This window comes from Kitasatospora sp. NPDC059722 (assembly GCF_042733235.1).
Lineage (GTDB): Bacteria > Actinomycetota > Actinomycetes > Streptomycetales > Streptomycetaceae > Kitasatospora.
In genome coordinates, this window is the sequence record NZ_JBHWGD010000010.1 from 1 (window position 1) to 21,670 (window position 21,670).

Below are 21,670 nucleotides of genomic sequence, written 5' to 3' on the forward strand. Positions count from 1 at the left end.
CTGTTGCTTTGTTTTTTGGTCGGCTTGTTTTTTTGTTTATATCAGACTGGGGTTGGTTTTGGGTGTGCAACCGCCGCCCGGCTCTGCTGAGCCGGGCGGCGGTTCTTGTTCGGGTCAGGCCTTGCGGAGTTGGAAGGCCAGGCCGAGGGACTCGTCGGTGAAGGTGTCGGAGGTCCAGTCGGCGGCGCCGGCGGCGAAGTCGGTCGCGAGGACCTCGTCGGCGACGAGGGGGCCGTGTTCGGCGATGGCCTCGGCGGTCTCCTCGGAGGTGGCGCGCCAGCGGAGGACGATGCGGTCGGCGACGTCCAGGCCGGAGTTCTTCCGGGCCTCCTGGATCTGGCGGATGGCGTCGCGGGCGATGCCGAGCCGCTTGAGCTCCGGGGTGATGGCCAGGTCGAGGGCGACGGTGGCACCGGACTCGTTGGCGACGGCCCAGCCCTCGCGCGGGGTCTCGGTGATGATCACCTCGTCGGGGGAGAGGGTGATCGTCTCGCCGTCGTGCTGGACGCTGGTCTGGCCGGTGGCGCGCAGTTCGGTGGCGAGGTGGGCGGCGTCGGCGGCGGCGACGGCCTTGGCGACGTCCTGGACGCCCTTGCCGAAGCGCTTGCCCAGGGCGCGGAAGTTGGCCTTGGCGGTGGTGTCGACGAGGGAGCCGCCGACCTCGGCGAGGGACTCCAGGGTGGAGACGTTGAGCTCCTCGGCGATCTGCGCGCGCAGGTCGGCGGGCAGTTCCTCCCAGCCCTGGGCGGCGATCAGCGCGCGGGACAGCGGCTGGCGGGTCTTCACACCGGACTCGGCGCGGGTGGCGCGGCCGAGTTCGACCAGGCGGCGGACCAGCGCCATGTGGCGGGAGAGCGCCGGGTCGACCAGGGTCTCGTCCGCTTCGGGCCAGGTGGCCAGGTGGACGGAGGCGGGGGCGGTCTCGTCGATCGGGACCACCAGGTCCTGCCAGACCCGCTCGGTGATGAACGGGGTGAGCGGGGCCATCAGGCGGGTGACGGTCTCCAGCGCCTCGTGCAGGGTGGCGAGTGCGGCGGCGTCGCCCTGCCAGAAGCGGCGGCGGCCGCGGCGGACGTACCAGTTGGACAGGTCGTCGACGAACGCGGACAGCAGCTTGCCGGCGCGCTGGGTGTCGTAGGCCTCGAACGCCGCGTCGACCTCGCGGACCAGGGTGTTCAGCTCGGAGAGCACCCAGCGGTCCAGGACCGGACGGTCGGCGGGGGCCGGGTCGCCCGCGGAGGGGGCCCAGTCGGCGGTGCGGGCGTACAGGGCCTGGAAGGCGACGGTGTTCCAGTAGGTGAGGAGGGTCTTGCGGACCACCTCCTGGATCGTGCCGTGGCCGACCCGGCGGGCCGACCAGGGCGAGCCGCCGGCCGCCATGAACCAGCGGACCGCGTCGGCGCCGTGCTGGTCCATCAGCGGGATCGGCTGCAGGATGTTGCCCAGGTGCTTGGACATCTTGCGGCCGTCCTCGGCCAGGATGTGGCCCAGGCAGACGACGTTCTCGTAGCTGTTCTTGTCGAACACCAGGGTGCCGACGGCCATCAGCGTGTAGAACCAGCCGCGGGTCTGGTCGATCGCCTCGGAGATGAACTGCGCCGGGTAGCGCTTCTCGAACAGCTCCTTGTTCTGGTACGGGTAGCCGTACTGGGCGAAGGGCATCGAGCCCGAGTCGTACCAGGCGTCGATGACCTCGGGCACGCGGGTGGCGGTGCCGCCGCAGTCGCGGCAGGCGAAGGTCACCTCGTCGATGAACGGGCGGTGCGGGTCGAGGCCGCTCTGGTCGGTGCCGGTGAGCTCGGACAGCTCGGCCAGCGAGCCGACGCAGGTGAGGTGGCCCTCCTCGCAGCGCCAGATCGGCAGCGGGGTGCCCCAGTACCGGTTGCGGCTGAGCGCCCAGTCGATGTTGTTGTTCAGCCAGTCGCCGAAACGGCCGTGCTTGACCGTCTCCGGGAACCAGTTGGTGGCCTCGTTCTCCCGGATCAGCGCGTCCTTGACGGCGGTGGTCCGGATGTACCAGGACGGCTGCGCGTAGTAGAGCAGCGCGGTGTGGCAGCGCCAGCAGTGCGGGTAGCTGTGCTCGTAGGCGACGTGGCGGAAGAGCAGGCCGCGCTCCTTGAGGTCCGCGACCAGGGCCTCGTCGGCCTTCTTGAAGAACTGGCCGCCGACCAGCGGGACCTCGGGGGCGAAGGTGCCGTCGGCGAGCACCGGGTTGACCACCGGCAGGCCGTACTTGCGGCAGGTCGTGAGGTCGTCCGCACCGAAGGCGGGGGCCTGGTGGACGATGCCGGTGCCGTCCTCGGTGGTGACGTAGTCGGCGTTGAGGACGAAGTGGGCGCCCTCGATGTCGACCAGCTCGAACGGGCGCCGGTAGCCCCAGCGCTCCATCTCGGCACCGGTGAAGGACTCGCCGGTGGTCTCCCAGCCCTCGCCGAGCGCCTTGGCGACCAGCGGCTCGGCGACGACGACCTGCTCGGTGCCGTCGGTGGCCACCACGTAGGTGACGTCCGGGTGCACGGCGACGGCGGTGTTGGAGACCAGGGTCCACGGGGTGGTGGTCCAGGCGAGCAGCGCGGCGCGGCCGGCGAGCGGGCCGCTGGTGAGCGGGAACCTCACGTAGACCGAGGGGTCGACGACCGTCTCGTAGCCCTGGGCCAGCTCGTGGTCGGACAGGCCGGTGCCGCAGCGCGGGCACCAGGGGGCGACCCGGTGGTCCTGGACCAGCAGGCCCTTGTCGAAGATCTGCTGGAGCGACCACCACACGGACTGGACGTAGGACGGGTCCATCGTGCGGTAGGCCTCGTCGAGGTCGACCCAGTACCCCATGCGGGTGGTCAGCTCGGCGAAGGCGTCGGTGTGGCGGGTCACCGAGTCGCGGCACTTGGCGTTGAACTCGGCGATGCCGTAGGCCTCGATGTCCTGCTTGCCGGAGAAGCCGAGCTCCTTCTCGACGGCCAGCTCGACCGGCAGGCCGTGGCAGTCCCAGCCGGCCTTGCGGGCGACGTGGTAGCCCTTCATGGTCCGGTACCGGGGGAAGACGTCCTTGAAGACGCGGGCCTCGATGTGGTGCGCACCGGGCATGCCGTTGGCGGTCGGCGGGCCCTCGTAGAACACCCACTCGGGACGGCCCTCGGACTGCTCCAGACTGCGCTGGAAGACCTTGTTGTCCTGCCAGAAGGACAGGATCTGGTGTTCCAGGGCGGGGAGATCCACCTGTGCGGGGACGGGGTTGTAGGTGCTCATCGCGGGTGTCTACCTCCGGCGGATGCTGGGACTGAATCCTCCGGAGGGACGAGACGGCCTTCGCCGACCCGCGGTACCACCCTCCTTGGCCGCGGTGGTGCGGTGCGGCCCTCTTGTTTGGGGTTGCTGCCGGGTCTAGTGGGCCGCCGTGGTGGTGGCCGTTCTTCCGGCGGCTCCGGGGTGATCTTCCCGCCGCGCACACCCCCGGGCTCGCACCGTCCCCGGGTCGCTGGTGGCTGCGTACGTCGGTACTCGTCCCATCTGCGCCTTGCAGGCCCAGTGTATCGGCTGCCGCAAGTCGGTTTCGTCCGGCGCGGGGTGCGCGGGACGCGCCGAACGGCTGCTCGCGGGTGCTCCCGGGGGTGCGCCGCGGGGTGGTTAGGAGGGGGTGTTCTGGGCACAAGTCTGGTCAGCGCGAGGGGCGTGGCGGTTGGGGCGGCTGCCTGGGTGGGATCATGGTGAGGCGTCGGTATGTCATGTTGTGACCGGTTTTGATCGGGATTATCGTTCCGGCACTGGAAGCCGCCGGGAACCGGCGGCTCGATTCGTTCGTAGATGGGGTCGAAGCCATGGCTGAGAAGGCAACCGGCGCGGGTACCGCCACCAAGCGGGCACGCAAGGCCGTGGCGGCCGATCCAGGGGAGGGGACCGTGACCACTACCGCACGGCAGAACACCAGCACCGACACCGTCACCGTGCTGCGCGGCGCAGAATCCGTGGACCCGGCCACGCTGCCGGTCCGTCCGGGCGAGGAGCCGTGGACCTCGGAGGAGGTCCACGAGCTGCACAACGAACTGATCAGCGAGCTGGAGCGGCTGCAGAACGAGATCGGCGCCGCCGAGGCCGCCATCTCCGGCCTGATGCGCGACTCCAACGACGGAGCCGGCGACGACCAGGTGGACGCCGGCACCAAGAACATCTCGCGGGAGAGCGAGCTCGCCCTCGCCAACAACGCCAGGGACAGCCTCGCCCAGATCGAGCGCGCCCTGGAGCGGCTGGAGGGCGTCGGCTTCGGCGTCTGCGAGTCCTGCGGGCAGGCCATCGGCAAGGCCCGGATGCAGGCCTTCCCGCGGGCCACGCTCTGCGTGCAGTGCAAGGCCAAGCAGGAACGCCGCTGAACCGCCCGACCGGCGCGGCGCGGGGGGTCGGGCTTGCCGTACGCTCGACCCCGTAACGTCGCCTGAACGTCGCCCGACGCCCCCGTGACGGGGAGCGACCGGTGTCGTCACCGGCCCACCACCCTCCCCCACCTCCGGCCGGGGGAGCTCCATCGGCAGCGGAGCGGATCATCAGTACGCAAGGTTCTCCCCAGACCCGGGACGACGCCGTCCCTGCCCCCGCCGAAGCCGTGGAGGTGGCCGTGGCCGAGCCTGCAGAGCCCGCGGAGTCCGCCGAACCGGCGGCCACGGACGGCGCCACGGCGGTGGAGAAGGGCAAGGGGCCGCGGCGGATCGGCGTCCTGCTGGTCGTCGCCGTGCTCGCGTTCCTCGTCGACCTCGGCAGCAAGCTGCTGGTCGTCGCCCGGCTGGAGAACCACGCGGCGATCAAGGTCGTCGGCGACGTCGTGACCTTCCAGGTGATCCGCAACTCCGGGGCCGCGTTCGGCATGGGCCAGGCACTCACCGTCGTCTTCACCATGATCGCCTCGGCCGTCATCGTCGTGATCTGGCGCATCGCCCGGCGGCTGTACAGCCTGCCGTGGGCGATCGCGCTCGGGCTGCTGCTGGGCGGGGCCCTCGGCAACCTCACCGACCGGCTGTTCCGCGCGCCCGGCGTCTTCCGCGGGCACGTCGTGGACTTCATCTCCGTGCAGCACTTCGCGGTCTTCAACCTCGCGGACTCGGCGATCGTGTGCGGCGGGATCCTGGTCGTCCTGCTGTCGTTCCGCGGGAGCAACCCGGACGGGACCGTGCACCAGCAGGCGGAGAAGCCGGCGAAGTAGCGGCGCAACCAGGCGGCCGGGAGGGACGGGCGGAAGGTGGCGGCCGCCTTTCCGGCATACTCGTACGGGTGAGTACCGCAGCGCAGATCCGCAGCCTCCCCGTACCCGACGGCCTGGAGGGCGAGCGACTCGACGCCGCCCTCGCCCGGATGTTCGGCTTCTCCCGGACCAAGGCCGCCGAGTTGGCCGCCGACGGCAAGGTGACGCTCGACGGCGCCCAGGCCGGCAAGTCGGACCGGGTGACCGCCGGCTCCTGGCTGGAGGTCGAGATCCCCGCCCCCGCCGCCCCGGTGCAGGTCGTCGCCGAGCCGGTCGACGGCATGCGGATCGTCCACGAGGACGACGACATCGTGCTCGTCGACAAGCCCGTCGGCGTCGCCGCCCACCCCAGCCCCGGCTGGACCGGCACCACCGTCATCGGCGGCCTCGCCGCGGCCGGCTTCCGGATCTCCACCTCCGGCGCGGCCGAGCGCCAGGGCATCGTCCACCGGCTCGACGTCGGCACCTCGGGCCTGATGGTCGTGGCGAAGTCGGAGCGCGCGTACACCGACCTCAAGCGCCAGTTCCACGACCGCATCACCGAGAAGCGCTACCACACGCTCGTCCAGGGCCACCCGGACCCGATGAGCGGCACGGTCGACGCGCCGATCGGGCGCCACCCCAGCTCGGACTGGAAGTGGGCGGTGACGCGCGAGGGCAAGCCGTCCGTCACGCACTACGACCTCATCGAGGCGTACCGGGCCGCGTCGCTGCTCGACATCAAGCTGGAGACCGGCCGCACCCACCAGATCCGCGTGCACATGTCCGCGCTGCGCCACCCGTGCGTCGGCGACCTCACCTACGGCGCCGACCCGACGCTCGCCAAGCGGCTCGGGCTGACCCGGCAGTGGCTGCACGCCGTCTCGCTCGGGTTCGAGCACCCGGCGGACGGGCAGTGGGTCGAGTTCTCCAGCGAGTACCCGGCGGACCTGCGCAAGGCGCTCGACATCATCGCGTCGGAGAGCTGAGATGACGGCGGCCGCGGGGATCCGCGTCGCGGAGGGCGACGCGGACCTGGAGCTCGTGCGGGCGGTCCGGCGCGAGGTGTTCGTCGTCGAGCAGAACGTGCCGGAGGAGCTGGAGTACGACGAGTACGACGCCACCTCGGTGCACGTGCTCGCGGTCGCGGGGGACGGCACCGCGCTCGGCACCGGTCGGCTGATCCACGGGGACGCCGCGCTGGAGCTCACCGGTGGGCGCGCCGGGCGGGTGCTGCTGGGGCGGCTCGCGGTGGTGCAGGCCGCCCGGGGGACCGGGCTCGGGGCCTCGCTGGTGCGGGCGATCGAGGCCGCGGGGATCGCCCGTGGGGCCGTGGAGCTGGAGCTGCACGCGCAGGTGCAGGCGCTCGGGTTCTACGAGCGGCTGGGGTACGCGGCGGAGGGGCCGGTGTACGACGACGCCGGGATCCCGCACCGGACGATGACGCGAGTGCTGTAGGCCCCGCGATCCCCCCGCGCCCCGGAAGGGGTGCGGGGGGATTCGTCGTTCAGGGGGTCGTGCGGAGGCGCGGGAGGGCTTCGGGGTGTTCGTCGCGTAGGTACGCGATGAGGTGTTCGCGGATGTCGAAGCGGAGTTGGGCGGCGTCGTCGGGGGTGCGGGCGGTCATCGTGGCGCGGACGACGATGGTGCTGGGGGTGGCGTCGGTGACGTTGAGGGCCCACTCGGTGCCGTCCCAGAGGGGGTGGGTCTCCAGGCGGGTGTGCAGGGCCCCGCGCAGGGCGTCGACCGGGGTGGTGTGGTCGAGGTGGAGCAGGACCGCGGCGAGCAGGCCGGGGTCGCGGCGGGTCCAGTTCTCGAACGGCTTGTTGACGAAGTAGGAGACCGGCACGATCAGGCGCCGGTGGTCCCAGAGCCGCACCACCAGGTAGGAGAGCGTGATCTCCTCGACCGTGCCCTGCTGGCCGTCCACCACCACGGTGTCGCCGATCCGGACCGTGTCGCCGAAGGCGATCTGCAGGCCGGCGAAGAAGTTGCCCAGGGCGCTCTGGGCGGCGATGCCCGCGACGATGCCGATGATGCCGGCGGAGGCGAGCAGGCTGGCGCCGATTGTGCGCATCGCGGAGAACGTCAGCAGCATCACGGCGACCGTCACGATGACGATGCCGGCGCTCACCGCGCGGCGCAGCATGCTGATCTGGGTGTGCACGCGCTGCCTGCGGGCGGGGTCCTCGGTGACGGTCTCGTACCGGCCGAGCAGCGCCTCCAGGAGCGCCGCCACGACGCGGACCGTCAGCCAGCCGAGGGAGGCGAGGAGGAAGAGCAGGAGCAGGTGGTGCGCGCCCTCGTCGTTCTTCAGGTGGAAGATCCGCTTGAGCGGGCTCGCGGCGAGCAACAGGGCCGTGATGACGCTGAGTTGGAGGGGGATCCGGCACCTGCGGAGCAGTGGCCAGACCGGGGCCCCGGGGTTGCGGGCGGCGATGCGCTGGAGGGCCTGGTCGACGGTCCAGCCGGTCGCCAGGGTGGCGACGATGGTGGCGAGCAGGGTGATCAGCGGCCGGAACACGGGCACCTCGCCGAGGGGACTGGGGTCGGGTGAGCCGTACGATACCCGGGCATAGCGGACTGGAAGCGGGTGAAACGGGCGGGGGCCGGGGCGGTGGCTTTATCGGACGCCTACTCGTGCGGCCGTTACGATCAACGGCCATGGAGTTCGGTGGCGCGTGGCGTCGGTGGCGCGGCCGCGGTGCGGTGACGCGGCGGAGACTGCTGGCCGGTGCGGTGGCCCTGGTGGCCGTCGCGGGGATCGGCACGGCGGCGGTGGCGTCCGGCGGGGAGCAGCCGGTCCACCAGGAGGATCGTTTTCTCAGCATGCCGGAGACGCCCGGCAGCGCCCAGCAGGTGCAGCTGGACACCTCGTTCTTCACGACGGGCTCCACCCCGCGCCCGGCGGTCCTGCTCGCCCACGGCTTCGGCGGCTCCAAGGAGGGCGAGCACGACCGGGCCGAGCAGCTGGCCCGGCAGGGGTACGCGGTGCTGACCTGGTCGGCGCGCGGCTTCGGGCACTCGGGCGGGAAGATCGGGCTCAACGCGCCCGACCGCGAGGTCGAGGACGTCAAGCACCTGGTGGACTGGCTGGCCCAGCGGCCCGAGGTGCAGCTGGACGGGCCCGGCGACCCGCGGGTGGGCATCACCGGCGCCTCCTACGGCGGCGCCGTCTCGCTGCTGGCGTCCGCGTACGACCACCGGATCGACGCCGTGGCCACCCAGATCACGTGGTGGAACCTGGCCGACGCGCTGTTCCCGCAGGGCGTGCAGGGGTCGGGCGCGGCGGACGGGGTGTTCAAGAAGCTGTGGGCCGGGATCTTCTTCACGACCGGCGCCGCGGGCGACCTCGGGCCGTCCGGGGGCTCGCCGCGCGAGGGCGGCCGGCCGGCGGGCGGCGACGGCGGGCCGGTCGGGTGCGGGCGCTTCCTGGAGTCGCTCTGCCAGATGTACGACCGGGTCGCCACGAGCGGGCACGCGGACGCGGACGCCGTCGCGCTGCTGGACAAGTCGAGCCCGTCCTCGGTGGCCGGGCAGCTCAAGGTGCCGACGCTGGTCGTGCAGGGGCAGCAGGACTCGCTGTTCCCGCTGGACCAGGGGGACCGGATCGCGCAGGCGGTGGCGGCCAACGGCGCGCCCGTCTCGGTGGACTGGTTCGCCGGCGGGCACGACGGGGGCACCGACACGAGCGCCCGGGTGGACGACCGGGTGACGGCCTGGTTCGACCACTACCTGCGGGGGCGGGGGAACGACACGGGCCCGGCGTTCCGGGTGACCCGGACCGGCGGGGTCGACTCGACCGGGTTCCAGGCCGTGCTGCGCGGCGCCACGGCGGACGCGTACCCCGGGCTCGGCGGTACCGGCTCGCGGTCGGTGGACCTGACCGGCGGGGAGAAGACGCTCGCCAACCCGCCGGGCGGCGCTCCGCCGGGGATCTCGACGCTGCCGGGGATCGGGGCGCTCAGCCAGGCGGCCTCGCTGGGGGCCGGGCTGGCGCTGGACTTCCCCGGGCAGAACGCGGCCTTCGAGTCGGCGCCGCTGGACGGGCCGCTGCACCTGACCGGACAGCCGACCGTGCCCGTCCGGGTGCAGGCGGACCGGCCGGACGCGGTGCTGTTCGCGAAGCTGTACGACGTCGGGCCGGACGGCAAGGCCCAGCTGCCGCAGCAGCTCGCCGCGCCGCTGCGGGTCACCGGCGCGGACGCCGGGCGGACCGTCACGGTGGCGCTGCCCGCCGTCGACCACACGTTCCCGGCGGGGCACCGGCTGCGGCTCGTGCTGGCGAGCACCGACCTCGCGTACGCCTCGCCCGCCGAACCGGCCACCTACCGGGTGGCGGTCGCGGGGGCGCTGGCCGTGCCGACCGTCGGGCAGCTCGTCACCGAGTCGACGCCGCTGCCCGCGCGGACCTGGATGCTCCCGGTGGCCGCCGTCGTGGTGGCCCTCGGGCTGGTGCTGGCGCCCCGGCTGCGGCGGCGCGCGCGGGGGGCCGGCGGGCCCGCGTACGACCCGGCGCTCGGCGGGGTGCCGCTGCAGATCACCGGGCTCGGCAAGCGCTACAAGGGCTCGGCGGACCGGTACGCCGTACGGGACCTGGGCTTCCGGGTCGAGCAGGGGCAGGTGCTCGGGCTGCTCGGGCCGAACGGCGCGGGCAAGACCACGACGCTGCGGATGCTGATGGGCCTGATCCGGCCGGACGCGGGCGAGATCCGCGTCTTCGGCCACCTCGTGCGGCCCGGCGCGCCGGTGCTCTCGCGGGTCGGCGCGTTCGTCGAGGGCGCGGGCTTCCTGCCGCACCTCACCGGGCGGGCCAACCTGCGGCTGTACTGGCAGGCCACCGGGCGTCCGGAGGAGGACGCGCACCTCGCCGAGGCGCTGGAGATCGCCGGGCTCGGCGAGGCACTCGACCGCGCGGTGCGCACGTACTCGCAGGGCATGCGGCAGCGGCTCGCGATCGCCCAGGCCATGCTCGGGATGCCGGACCTGCTGATCCTCGACGAGCCGACCAACGGGCTCGACCCGCCGCAGATCCGCGAGATGCGCGAGGTCATGATCCGGTACGCGGCCGGCGGGCGGACCGTCATCGTCTCCAGCCACCTGCTCTCCGAGGTCGAGCAGAGCTGCACGGACCTCGTGGTCATGGACCGCGGGCGGCTCGTGACGGCCGGCGCCGTCGGCGACATCGTCGGGGCCGGGGAACTGCTGATGATCGGGGTGGCGCCGTCGTTCGCGCCGGAGACGGTCGTCGAGAAGGTGGGCGAGCTGGCCGGGGTCGGCTCGGCCGAGGCCGTGGAGGGCGGACTGCTGGTGCGGCTGGACGGGATGGCGGCGAGCGAGCTGGTCGCCGAGCTGGTGCGCCTCGGCGTGCCGGTGGAGAGCGCCGGGCCGCAGCGGCGGCTGGAGGACGCGTTCCTGTCGTTGATCGGAGGTGCGGCGTGAACGGCGTCGTTTCGGCGGACCACGCCGAGGGGTACCGGGCCGGGCGGACGCTGCCGCTGCGGGTCGAGATCGTCCGGCAGCTGCGGAGGCGGCGGACGCTGGTGATCGGCGGGGTGCTGGCGGCGCTGCCGTTCATCGTCCTGGCGGCCTTCCAGGTCGGCGGGACCCCCGGGCGCCAGGACCGGACCACGTTCATCGAGCTGGCCACCGCGTCCGGGGCCAACTTCGCGACCACGATGCTGTTCATGGGCACCGGGTTCATGCTCGTGATCCCGGTCGCGTTGTTCTGCGGGGACACCGTCGCCTCGGAGGCCAGCTGGTCCTCGCTGCGCTACCTGCTGGCCGCGCCGGTGCCGCGGGCGCGGCTGCTGGCGCGCAAGTTCGTGGTGGGGATGCTGTTCTCGGCGGTCGCGGTGGTCATGCTGCCGGCGATCGGGCTGGTCGTGGGGACGGCCGCGTACGGGTGGGGGGACCTGAAGCTCCCGGCCGGCGCCAGTCTGCCGGCCGCCGACGCGCTGCCTCGGCTGGCCGTTGCTGTCGCGTTTGTTTTTTTGAGCGAGCTCGTGATCGGGGCGCTGGCCTTCTGGCTCTCGACGGCCACCGACGCGCCGCTCGGCGCGGTCGGCGGCGCGGTGTTCGCCTCGATCATCACCGGGGTGCTGGACGCCGTCACGGCGCTCGGGAGCCTGCGGGAGTGGCTGCCGGCGCACTGGCAGTACGCGTGGGCGGACGCGCTGCAGCCGCAGCTGGAGTGGGGCGGCATGGTGCAGGGCGTGTCGCTGTCGCTGTCGTACGCGGCGGTGCTGCTCGCGCTCGCGTTCCGCGGGTTCGCCCGGAAGGACGTGGTCTCGTAGCGGTCTCGTAGCGGGGCGGGTCCGTCCGGGGCGATGAGGGATCATGGGTGGGTAGCCGACCTCTCCCGAAGGACCCCCGCCGTGGCCCAGATCGTCCTCTTCCACTCCGCCTACGGGCTGCGCCCCGCCGTCCACGCCGCCGCCGAGCGGCTGCGCGGCGCCGGGCACACCGTCCACACGCCGGACCTGTTCGACGGGCGGACCTTCGACGACATCGAGGCCGGGCTGGCGTACCAGGAGGAGCTCGGCGGGAGCGACGAGCTGCTGCGGCGGGCGGTGACCGCGGTCGCCCCGCTCGCGGACGGCGGGCTGGTCTACGCCGGGTTCTCGCTCGGCGGCTCGCTCGCGCAGAACCTGGCGCTGGCCGACGAGAAGGCGCGCGGCCTGCTGCTCCTGCACGGCACGTCGGACCTGCGGGAGGACGCGGCCACCGACATCCCGGTGCAGCTGCACGTCGCCGAGCCGGACCCGTTCGAGACCGAGGACTGGCTGAACGCCTGGTACCTGCAGATGCGCAAGGCCGGGGCGGACGTCGAGGTGCACCGCTACCGCGGCGCCGGGCACCTGTTCACCGACGCGGAACTGGCGGACTACGACGCCGAGGCGGCCGAGCGCGCGTGGGCCGTCGCGCTGGACTTCCTCGCGGAGTGCGACCACTGAGCGGGTACTCGCGGACGCCGCTGGCGCGCAAGCTCGGCATCCGGACGGGGGACGAGCTGCTCCTGGTGGACGCGCCGGCGGGTTTCGCGGTGCCGGACCTGCCGGAGGGCGTCACGGCAGCCGCCGGATCGTTCGACGTCTGCGTGTGGTTCCCGGCCGGGCGCGCCGCCTACGAGACCGGGCTGCCCGGCCTGCGGGCGCTGATGCGGCCGGCGGCGGGGCTGTGGGTGGCGTGGCCGAAGAAGTCCTCGGGGGTGGTGAGCGATCTGGACGAGAACGGGGTGCGGGAGGTCGCGCTGCCGACCGGGCTGGTGGACAACAAGGTGTGCGCGATCGACGAGGTGTGGTCCGGGCTGCGGCTGGTGATCCGGCGGGAGCTGAGGGGGCGTGACTGAGCGGAGATACGAGTACGCGCCGGCGGGGACGCTGCCGGGGCTCCTGCAGCGGGGGCGCGGGCTGGGTGCGCTGATGGCGGCGGAGGACCCGGCGGCCGCCGCCGGGCTGGTGTACGGGTGCCTCCGGTGGGAGTGGCGCTGGGACCGGCAGGTCGACGAGCGGGCGCTCTACCTGGCGCGGCTGGTACGGGACTTGGCGCTGCCGCTCGGGCCGGTGGCCGAGCTGCCGGCGGGGAACGCCCGCGTGCGGGCGGACGAGGTGCTGGAGCTGCCGGCGCGCGGGCCCGTCCGGCGGGACGGGCACGGTGATCACGGGCGGGACGAGGATTCCCGTCCGCTGCCGGTGCTGCTGGAGGAGCTGGAGCGGTGCTGGGTGGAGCGGACCTGGTGCGGGCCGGCCGCGCTCGCGCGGGGGCTGGCGCGGTTCGGGCCGGAGGCGGGCGGGGCGGCGTCGTTGCTGCGGCGGTTCTGGCTGTGGACGCCGCACTCCTCCGAGCGGCCGGCGTACCTGGAGGCGCTCGCCGCGGTGGCGCCTGCGGGGCTCGACGAGGCGTACGTGGAGAGCCTCTGGGACTGTGAATCCGGTGCCAGGCTGTTGGGGGTCCGACACGCTCCGGAACGGCCCGAGGTGGGGGAGCGCCTGGTCGCTCTGCGCGACGATCCGCTGGAGGAGACGGCCGTGCGGGACGCCGCCGCGGTGCGGCTCGGCGGGGGCGGGGCGGGCTAGAGTAGACGCGTGAACGCGTGAGGGATGGTCCGGACCCCGGGAGGTGGTTCGGACCACATCTGTTTCCAGGGAACCCCTGTGACCTGCGCGTTCGCCGGCCCACCACAAAGCCCAGAGCCTCTGGAGGCCCCGCCTTGAGCGATCAGCCGTTCGCGCACCTGCACGTCCACACCGAGTACTCGATGCTGGACGGCGCCGCCCGGTTGAAGCAGATGTTCAAGGAGGTCGAGCGGCTGGGGCAGACCCACGTCGCGATGACCGACCACGGGAACATGTACGGCGCCGCCGAGTTCCACAAGCAGGCCACCGCGGCCGGGATCACCCCGGTGATCGGCATCGAGGCGTACGTCGCGCCCGAGTCCCGGTCCAACACCAAGCGCGTCCTGTGGGGACAGCCGCACCAGAAGAAGGACGACGTCTCCGCGTCCGGCGCCTACACCCACAAGACCATCTGGGCCCGCGACAGGGAGGGCCTGCACAACCTCTTCAAGCTGACCTCGCGCTCCTACGCCGAGGGCTGGCTCGTGAAGTGGCCCCGCATGGACAAGGAGCTGATCTCCGAGCTGTCCGGCGGCCTGATGGCCACCACCGGCTGCCCGTCCGGCGAGGTGCAGACCCGGCTGCGGCTCGGGCAGTTCGACGAGGCGGTCAGGTCCGCGGCCGACTACCAGGACATCTTCGGCAAGGAGAACTACTTCCTGGAGCTGATGGACCACGGCCTGGACATCGAGAAGCGGGTCCGCGACGGGCTGCTGGAGATCAGCAGGAAGCTGAACATCCCGCCGGTCGTCACCAACGACTCCCACTACACCACCGAGGCCGACGCCGGTGCGCACGACCTCCTGCTCTGCGTGCAGACCGGCAAGAACCTCTCCGACCCGGACCGCTTCCGGTTCGACGGCACCGGCTACTACATCAAGTCCGCGGCCGAGATGTACGCCCTGGACTCCTCGGACGCCTGGCAGGAGGGCTGCCGCAACAGCCAGCTCCTCGTCGCCTCGCGGGTCGACACCGAGGGCATGTTCACGTTCAAGAACCTCATGCCGCGCTTCCCGATCCCGGACGGCTTCGAGTCCGAGGCGGACTTCTTCAAGTCCAAGGTCTGGGAGGGCATGGACTGGCGCTTCCCGGGCGGGTACGACGAGGAGCACAAGAAGCTCGCCGAGTACGAGATGGACACCATCATCCAGATGGGGTTCCCGGCGTACTTCCTCGTGGTCGCCGACTTCATCATGTGGGCCAAGAGCCAGGGCATCGCGGTGGGCCCCGGCCGCGGTTCGGCGGCCGGTTCGCTGGTCGCCTACGCGATGGGCATCACCGACCTCGACCCCATCCCGCACGGCCTGATCTTCGAGCGCTTCCTCAACCCCGAGCGCATCTCCATGCCCGACGTCGACATCGACTTCGACGAGCGCCGGCGCGGTGACGTCATCCGCTACGTGACCGAGAAGTGGGGATCCGACAAGGTCGCCATGATCGTCACGTACGGCACCATCAAGGCGAAGGCCGCCATCAAGGACTCCTCGCGCGTCCTCGGCTACCCGTACGCGATGGGCGACCGGATCACCAAGGCGATGCCGCCGGACGTCATGGGCAAGGGCATCCCGCTGTCGGGGATCACCGATTCGAGCCACCCGCGCTACGGCGAGGCCGGCGAGATCCGCGGCCTGTACGAGACCGACCCGGACGTGAAGAAGGTCATCGACACCGCGCGCGGCATCGAGGGCCTGATCCGCCAGCCCGGCGTGCACGCGGCCGGCGTCATCATGTCCGCCGAGCCGCTGACCGACCACATCCCGGTCTGGACCCGGCACACCGACGGCGTCACCATCACGCAGTTCGACTACCCCACGTGCGAGGGCCTCGGCCTTCTCAAGATGGACTTCCTCGGCCTGCGCAACCTGACGATCATGGACGACGCCGTCAAGGCGATCGAGAAGAACAAGGGCGAGAAGATCGAGCTGCTCAAGCTGCCGCTCGACGACAAGCCGACCTACGAGCTGCTGGCGCGCGGCGACACGCTCGGCGTCTTCCAGCTCGACGGCGGGCCGATGCGCTCGCTGCTGCGCCTGATGAAGCCCGACAACTTCGAGGACATCTCCGCCGTTCTCGCGCTGTACCGGCCCGGCCCGATGGGCGTCAACTCCCACACGAACTACGCGCTCCGCAAGAACGGGCAGCAGGAGATCACCCCGATCCACCCGGAGCTGGAGAAGCCCCTGGAGGAGGTGCTCCGGCCGACGTACGGCCTGATCGTCTACCAGGAGCAGGTGCAGAAGGCCGCGCAGATCCTCGCCGGGTACTCGCTCGGCCAGGCAGACCTGCTGCGCCGTGCGATGGGCAAGAAGAAGAAGGAGATCCTGGAGGCGGAGTTCGTCCCCTTCCAGAAGGGCTGCCGCGAGCGCGGCTACTCCGACGCGGCCATCCAGGCGGTGTGGGACGTCCTCGTCCCCTTCTCCGGCTACGCGTTCAACAAAGCCCACACCGCCGGGTACGGGCTCGTCTCGTACTGGACGGCCTACCTGAAGGCCAACTACCCGGCCGAGTACATGTCCGGCCTGCTGACCTCGGTGAAGGACGACAAGGACAAGTCCGCCGTCTACCTGAACGAGTGCCGCAAGATGGGCATCCAGGTGCTGCCGCCGGACGTCAACGAGTCGGACTCGGACTTCACGCCGCACGGCAGCGACACCGTCCGGTTCGGGCTGACCGCCATCCGCAACGTCGGCGGGCCGGTGGTCGACTCGATGATCCGCACCAGGAAGGCGAAGGGGAAGTTCGTCTCCTTCCCGGACTTCCTGGACAAGGTGGAGTCGGTGGTCTGCAACAAGCGGACCGTCGAATCGCTGATCAAGGCGGGCTCGTTCGACTCGCTCGGGCACACCCGCAAGGGCCTCAGCGCGCAGTTCGAGCCGATGATCGACAACGTCGTCGGGGTCAAGCGCAAGGAGGCCGAGGGGCAGTTCGACCTCTTCGGCGGCGACGCGACCGCGGACGAGCCGAGCTTCGGACTGGACGTCACCTTCTCCGACGAGGAGTGGGACAAGGCCTTCCTGCTCACCCAGGAACGGGAGATGCTCGGCCTGTACGTCTCCTCGCACCCGCTGCACGGCATCGAGCACGTGCTCGCCGACAAGGCGGACTGCGCGGTGGCGGACCTCGCGGAGCGGCCGGACGGGACGATCGTCACCATCGGCGGCATCATCTCGGGCCTCCAGCGGAAGATGACCAAGCAGGGCAACGCGTGGGCGATCGCCACCGTCGAGGACCTGGCCGGCTCGATCGACTGCATGTTCTTCCCGGCGAGCTACCAGCTGGTCTCCTCCCAACTCGTCGAGGACGCCGTGGTGTTCGTGCGCGGCAAGCTGGACAAGCGGGAGGACGTGCCGCGGCTGATGGGGATGGAGCTGGCCGTCCCCGACCTGTCCAACGCGCACGCCGAGGCGCCGATCGTCATCAACATCCCGAGCGTGAAGGTGACGCCGCCGCTGGTGGCCCGGCTCGGTGAGGTGCTGAGCAGCCACCGGGGGACGACGGAGGTGCGGTTGCGCCTGGAGGGCGCTCGGTCGACGACGGTGCTGCGGCTCGACCGGCACCGGGTGAAGTCGGATCCGGCGTTGTTCGGGGACCTGAAGCAGTTGCTCGGGCCGAGCTGTCTGGCGGGCTGAGAGCACTTCGGGGAGCGGGGAGCTGTGGGCCTGCGGGTGACGGGAGTTGCCTGGCTGGTCGCGCAGTTCCCCGGGCCCCTTTCGGGGCGCGGGGATTGAAGGGGGTAGAGGGAGCGTGGGATTGAGGGGGAGTTGAAGGCCGGGATCCTCAGACGGTGCCGCCGAGGCCCGGGGGGACCGAGGTGTGGAGGGCCGAGACGAAGGCGGAGATCGCCGGGTGGGAGCCGGCGCCGGCCCGGAAGGCGGCGCGGGTGCGGCGGTACATGGGCAGGCGGGTGAGGACGACGCCGGGCGGGGGCGCGGCGGTGCCCAGGTGGGGGACGAGGGCGACGCCCTGGCGGGCGGCGACCAGGGCCAGGACGGTCGTGAAGTCGTCGATCTGGTGCCGGACCCGCGGCGCGAAGCCGGCGGCCTCGCAGGCGCGCACGGCCATGCTGTGGCAGAGCGTGCCGCGCGGGGCCAGGATCCAGGGCGCGGAGCGCTGCTCGGCCACCGTGCCCGGGGCGCGCGCGGCCAGGTACATCGGCTCGGTGAACACCGGGCGGGTCACCGCGAGGCCGGGCTCGGCGTCGGCCGGGACGAGGTCGTACTCGTGGACCAGGGCGACGTCGAGCTCGCCCGCGCGCAGCGCCGCGCCGACGCCCGCCGGGTCGACCTCGGTGACCATCGGCTCCAGGCCCGGGTGCCAGCCGGCCAGTTCGGCGAGGACGGCCGGGATGATCGCGCGGGCCGCCGAGGGGTAGGTGCCGATCCGCAGCGGTCCGGCCAGGCCCCGGCGGGCGTGGGCGAGTTCGGCGTCCGCCTGCTCCAGCCGGGCCAGCACCGCCTCGGCGTGCCGGACCAGGCCCAGCGCGGCCGGGGTGAGGGCGACCCGGCGGCCGGTGCGCTCCAGCAGCGGGACGCCGGCCTCCTTCTCCAGGACGGACAGCTGCTGGGACACCGCCGAAGGGCTGAAGGAGAGCGCCTCGGCGACGGCGGCGATGGTGCCGAGGTGGGCCAGTTCGCGCAGCAGGCGCAGGCGTCGGACGTCGAGCATCGGCTCAGCTTACGAGAAGCGTCGGAAATGTGAACTGGACCTGGGTGATCGGCGCGGCGCAGGATCGGTCGCATGGAACTCGCGGGTATCTACGTCCCCCTCATCACTCCCTTCGCCGCCGACGGCTCCGTCGCGCTGGACGCCCTGGAGAAGCTCGCGCACGAGGTGCTCGACGCCGGTGCGGCCGGGCTGGTCGCCCTCGGCACGACCGGTGAGCCCGCCGCGCTGGGCGCCGAGGAGCGGCGGGCGGTGATCGACGCGTGCGCCGCCGTGTGTGCCGCGCGCGGCGCGCAGCTGATCGTCGGCGCGCACGGCGGCGACACCCGGGCCACGGCGGAGGCGCTGGCCGAGCTCGGCGCCCGGGTGCCGCGGGCCGCGGCCGCGCTCGTCACCGTCCCGGCGTTCCTGCGGCCGGGCGAGGCGGGGACGGTGGCGCACTTCCGGGCGCTCGCGGAGGCGAGCCCGCTGCCGCTGGTCGTCTACCACATCCCGTACCGGACCGGACAGCAGCTGTCGGCCGCCGCGCTGCGCGAACTCGCCGCGCTGGACGGCGTGGTGGGCGTCAAGTACGCGACCGGCGGGCTGGACCAGGCGGCGGTCGAGCTGCTCGCCGCCGGTCCCGAGGGGTTCGCGGTGCTCTCCGGGGAGGACGCCTTCGTGTCGTCGATGCTGGCCCTCGGCGCGGCCGGCGGCATCCTCGCCGCCGCCCACCTGGCGACCGGCCGCTTCGTCGAGCTGGCCGAGGCCTGGCGGGCCGGGGACGTGGAGCGCGCCCGCGTGCTCGGGCACCGCCTGACCGGGCTGGCGCTGGCCGTCTTCGCCGAGCCGAACCCCACCGTGGTGAAGGGTGTCCTGCACGCGCAGGGCCGGATCCCCACCCCGGACGTGCGGCTGCCGCTGCTGCCGGCCGGGCGGGCGCAGGTGGACGTGGCGCTCGTTCTCGCGAGTGGTCTGGACCACTAGACCGGGTCCCAGCCCTCTCTCACACCGTGGAATACCAGGTCGCCCTCGCCGCGTGACAAGGCATGATGGGCAGAGTGCGGCTGTGAAAGCACCATGCAGAGGAGTCAGTCGGAATGAAGATCGGTATTGTCGGGGCCACCGGCCAGGTCGGCGGCGTGGTCCGCGAGATCCTGGCGGAGCGCAACTTTCCGGTGGAGCAGCTGCGGCTGTTCGCCTCGGCCCGCTCGGCCGGCCGCACGCTGCCGTGGCAGGGCACCGAGGTCACCGTCGAGGACGCGGCCACGGCCGACTACAGCGGCCTGGACATCGTGATCTTCTCGGCCGGCGGCAGCACCTCCAAGGCCCTCGCCCCCAAGGTCGCCGCGGCCGGCGCGGTCGTCATCGACAACTCCTCCGCCTGGCGCCGCGACCCCGAGGTCCCGCTGGTCGTCTCCGAGGTCAACCCGGAGGCCGTCGCCGACCGGCCCAAGGGCATCATCGCCAACCCGAACTGCACCACCATGGCCGCCATGCCCGTGCTGCGCCCGCTGCACGAGGAGGCCGGGCTCGCCGCCCTCGTCGTCTCCACCTACCAGGCCGTGTCCGGCAGCGGCGTGGCCGGCGTGGCCGAGCTGCAGGACCAGGCCGCCAAGGTCGTCGACGGCGCCTCGGCGCTCGCCCACGACGGCTCGGCCGTCGAGTTCCCCGAGCCCAAGGTCTACCAGCGGCCGATCGCGTTCAACGTGGTGCCGCTCGCCGGCTCCATCGTCGACGACGGCTCCAACGAGACCGACGAGGAGCAGAAGCTCCGCCACGAGAGCCGCAAGATCCTCGGCATCCCCGAGCTCAAGGTGGCCGGCACCTGCGTGCGCGTTCCGGTCTTCTCCGGCCACTCGCTGCAGATCAACGCCCGCTTCGAGCGTCCGATCAGCCCCGAGCGCGCCGCCGAGCTGCTCGCCGCCGCCCCGGGTGTCGAGCTGTCCGACATCCCCACCCCGCTCCAGGCCGCCGGTCGGGACCCGAGCTACGTCGGCCGCATCCGGGCCGACGAGACGGTGGAGCACGGGCTGTCGCTGTTCGTCTCCAACGACAACCTGCGCAAGGGCGCCGCGCTCAACGCCGTCCAGCTGGCCGAGCTGGTCGCCGCCGAGCTGAAGGGCTGAGACCCGGGCGAGCCGAAGGGCCGGGACGCCTGCGAGCCGTAGGGCCGGGACCCCGAAAGCGCAGCCCGCGTGACGTTTGGCGGGCCCCGTCGTTGAACGGGGCCCGCCTTTGCTTTCCATTGGGAGGGCCGTTGCGCGACCGCGACGTCCCCCGGGGTTCGGCGCGCGAACCATGGGGAAAAGGTGAGCCAACGATCGGGCGGTCGCGGAAGCCCCCTCACCCACCGCGTCCGTTCCCCGGGCGGACCGCGCCCACCTGGCCTGACCCGAGGGCGAGCGGAAAGAGGTGCGCGATGGATCGCTGTGTCGTTCTGGTGGATGCCGGATACCTGCTGGGCGCCGCCGCCAGCCTGCTCGCCGGCGACCCGTCCCGCTCCCGGGTCACCGTCGACCACACCGCGCTGATCACCGCGCTGCGCGAACGCGCCGAGGCCGAGACCGGGCTCCCACTGCTGCGGATCTACTGGTTCGACGCCGCCCCCGACCGGCGCCCGATGCCCGAACACCGGCGGCTGCGGGTCCTGCCCCGGGTGACCGTCCGGCTCGGCGCCCTCACCCGCGCGGAGGGCCGCTGGGTGCAGAAGGGCGTGGACGCCGCCATGCACGCGGAGCTCTCCGAGCTCGCCCGCAACCGGGCCTGCGCCGACGTCGTGCTGATCACCGGCGACGGGGACCTCCTGCCCGGCATGATGTCCGCCAAGGAGCACGGCGTCGTCGTCCACCTGTGGGCCCTCCAGGCCGCCGACGGCGACTTCAACCAGTCCGAGGACCTCGTCGGCGAGGCGGACGAACGGCGGGTCCTCGACCGGGAGTGGATCGAGAACTCGTTCAGCCTCCGCGAGACCGCGAACGTCTTCCCCGCCCCCGGCCAGGGCCCCCGGCAGGAGATTGCCAAGATCCTCGCCGCCCCGCCCGCCGCACCCCCGGCCGCCGTGCCGCCCACCGGGCCCGTACCGGTCCGCCCGGCCGCCGGCGCGCCCGCGCCCGTCGCCCCGGCCGCCACCAACGGGCGGCCGCAGCCGGCCACCGCGCTCAAGGTCGTGCCCACCCCCAAGGACCTCGCCGGGCGCACCGCCGCCGCGCCCGTCGCCACCGCGAACGGCAGCGCCGCCCACACCGGCCCGGTGCTGCGCTGGTCCTCCGACCGCGGCTGGGTCGACCGGCCCGCCCCCGAGCCCGCCGTCACCGCCGGCGACAGCCTGCCGACGCTCGCCCAGCTCACCACCGCCGAACAGCGCTGGGCCGACCGCGAGGAGGACATCACCTCCATCGGCGGCGACGCCCACGAGGTCGGGCAGGTCTTCGCCCGCCGCTGGAGCGAGCGCCTCGGCGACGTCGAGCGGCTCACCGTGCTGTGGCCCGACTACCCGCGCATCCCGCACCGCGTCGACGGCGAACTCCTGCGCTACGCGGCCCGGTTCGGGCTGCTCGCGCACAAGGACGACCAGATCGACGAGCACGACAGGTACGCGATCCGGGCCGGGTTCTGGAAGGAGCTCGCGTCCCGGGTGCCGGGCGGGTCGATGGTCGTCGACGACTGAGGGCGCGGCCGGTCCCGGGCGTCGCACGGCGGGCGGGAG

Annotated in this window: 16 protein-coding genes; 13 read left to right on the forward strand and 3 right to left on the reverse strand. The window is 72.6% G+C overall.

Annotated elements, in window-relative coordinates:
- Nucleotides 1–114: 114 nt before the first annotated feature.
- Nucleotides 115–3,243, reverse strand: a complete 3,129-nt coding sequence (gene ileS, locus ACFV4F_RS08495; RefSeq protein ID WP_380501038.1) for an isoleucine--tRNA ligase — start codon at nt 3,241–3,243, stop codon at nt 115–117.
- Between the two features lie 650 nt (nt 3,244–3,893).
- Here ileS and ACFV4F_RS08500 point away from each other — a divergent pair.
- From ACFV4F_RS08500 to ACFV4F_RS08515, 4 genes are all read left to right on the forward strand, one after another.
- On the forward strand, nt 3,894–4,361 hold the full coding sequence (locus ACFV4F_RS08500) for a TraR/DksA family transcriptional regulator (protein WP_380440596.1): 468 nt from the start codon (nt 3,894–3,896) through the stop codon (nt 4,359–4,361).
- Between the two features lie 167 nt (nt 4,362–4,528).
- On the forward strand, nt 4,529–5,185 hold the full coding sequence (gene lspA, locus ACFV4F_RS08505; RefSeq protein WP_380501212.1) for a signal peptidase II: 657 nt from the start codon (nt 4,529–4,531) through the stop codon (nt 5,183–5,185).
- A 68-nt stretch (nt 5,186–5,253) separates the two neighbouring features.
- Nucleotides 5,254–6,192, forward strand: coding sequence for an RluA family pseudouridine synthase (locus ACFV4F_RS08510; RefSeq protein WP_380440594.1), 939 nt, complete (start codon nt 5,254–5,256; stop codon nt 6,190–6,192).
- A 1-nt stretch (nt 6,193) separates the two neighbouring features.
- Nucleotides 6,194–6,661, forward strand: a complete 468-nt coding sequence (locus ACFV4F_RS08515) for a GNAT family N-acetyltransferase (RefSeq protein ID WP_380501040.1) — start codon at nt 6,194–6,196, stop codon at nt 6,659–6,661.
- A 49-nt stretch (nt 6,662–6,710) separates the two neighbouring features.
- On the opposite strand, the gene ACFV4F_RS08520 is transcribed toward ACFV4F_RS08515, so the two are convergent.
- On the reverse strand, nt 6,711–7,733 hold the full coding sequence (locus tag ACFV4F_RS08520) for a mechanosensitive ion channel family protein (protein ID WP_380501042.1): 1,023 nt from the start codon (nt 7,731–7,733) through the stop codon (nt 6,711–6,713).
- Nucleotides 7,734–7,867: 134 nt separating this feature from the next.
- Here ACFV4F_RS08520 and ACFV4F_RS08525 point away from each other — a divergent pair, with 134 nt between their 5' ends.
- From ACFV4F_RS08525 to dnaE, 6 genes are all read left to right on the forward strand, one after another.
- Nucleotides 7,868–10,645 (forward strand): alpha/beta fold hydrolase, encoded by a 2,778-nt coding sequence (locus ACFV4F_RS08525; protein ID WP_380501044.1) that lies wholly within the window; start codon nt 7,868–7,870, stop codon nt 10,643–10,645.
- Nucleotides 10,642–11,499 carry an ABC transporter permease gene (locus ACFV4F_RS08530; RefSeq protein WP_380501046.1) on the forward strand — a complete coding sequence of 286 codons (858 nt, stop codon included), beginning with the start codon at nt 10,642–10,644 and terminating at the stop codon, nt 11,497–11,499. The genes ACFV4F_RS08525 and ACFV4F_RS08530 overlap by 4 nt, the downstream gene beginning before the upstream one ends.
- Before the next feature lie 33 nt (nt 11,500–11,532).
- Entirely contained in the window at nt 11,533–12,159 is a 627-nt protein-coding gene (locus tag ACFV4F_RS08535) for a dienelactone hydrolase family protein (RefSeq protein ID WP_380501048.1), read from the forward strand.
- The gene (locus ACFV4F_RS08540) at nt 12,147–12,554 is read left to right on the forward strand and encodes a DUF3052 domain-containing protein (RefSeq protein ID WP_380501050.1); all 408 of its coding nucleotides are present in this window, start codon (nt 12,147–12,149) and stop codon (nt 12,552–12,554) included. Before ACFV4F_RS08535 ends, ACFV4F_RS08540 begins: the two co-directional genes overlap by 13 nt.
- Nucleotides 12,547–13,281 carry a hypothetical protein gene (locus ACFV4F_RS08545; protein WP_380501052.1) on the forward strand — a complete coding sequence of 245 codons (735 nt, stop codon included), beginning with the start codon at nt 12,547–12,549 and terminating at the stop codon, nt 13,279–13,281. Before ACFV4F_RS08540 ends, ACFV4F_RS08545 begins: the two co-directional genes overlap by 8 nt.
- Before the next feature lie 134 nt (nt 13,282–13,415).
- Nucleotides 13,416–16,949, forward strand: a complete 3,534-nt coding sequence (gene dnaE, locus ACFV4F_RS08550) for a DNA polymerase III subunit alpha (RefSeq protein ID WP_380501054.1) — start codon at nt 13,416–13,418, stop codon at nt 16,947–16,949.
- Nucleotides 16,950–17,097: 148 nt separating this feature from the next.
- Here the strand turns inward: dnaE and ACFV4F_RS08555 are convergent, their stop codons facing one another.
- Complete coding sequence (locus ACFV4F_RS08555; RefSeq protein ID WP_380440576.1) at nt 17,098–17,985, reverse strand: LysR substrate-binding domain-containing protein; 888 nt, start codon at nt 17,983–17,985, stop codon at nt 17,098–17,100.
- A 72-nt stretch (nt 17,986–18,057) separates the two neighbouring features.
- On the opposite strand from ACFV4F_RS08555, the gene ACFV4F_RS08560 reads away from it, so the two are divergent.
- From ACFV4F_RS08560 to ACFV4F_RS08570, 3 genes are all read left to right on the forward strand, one after another.
- Entirely contained in the window at nt 18,058–18,948 is an 891-nt protein-coding gene (locus tag ACFV4F_RS08560; RefSeq protein ID WP_380501056.1) for a dihydrodipicolinate synthase family protein, read from the forward strand.
- Nucleotides 18,949–19,061: 113 nt separating this feature from the next.
- Nucleotides 19,062–20,090 (forward strand): aspartate-semialdehyde dehydrogenase, encoded by a 1,029-nt coding sequence (locus ACFV4F_RS08565; RefSeq protein ID WP_380501058.1) that lies wholly within the window; start codon nt 19,062–19,064, stop codon nt 20,088–20,090.
- 293 nt (nt 20,091–20,383) lie between these two features.
- Nucleotides 20,384–21,631, forward strand: coding sequence for an NYN domain-containing protein (locus ACFV4F_RS08570; protein ID WP_380440570.1), 1,248 nt, complete (start codon nt 20,384–20,386; stop codon nt 21,629–21,631).
- The last annotated feature ends 39 nt before the right edge of the window (nt 21,632–21,670 follow it).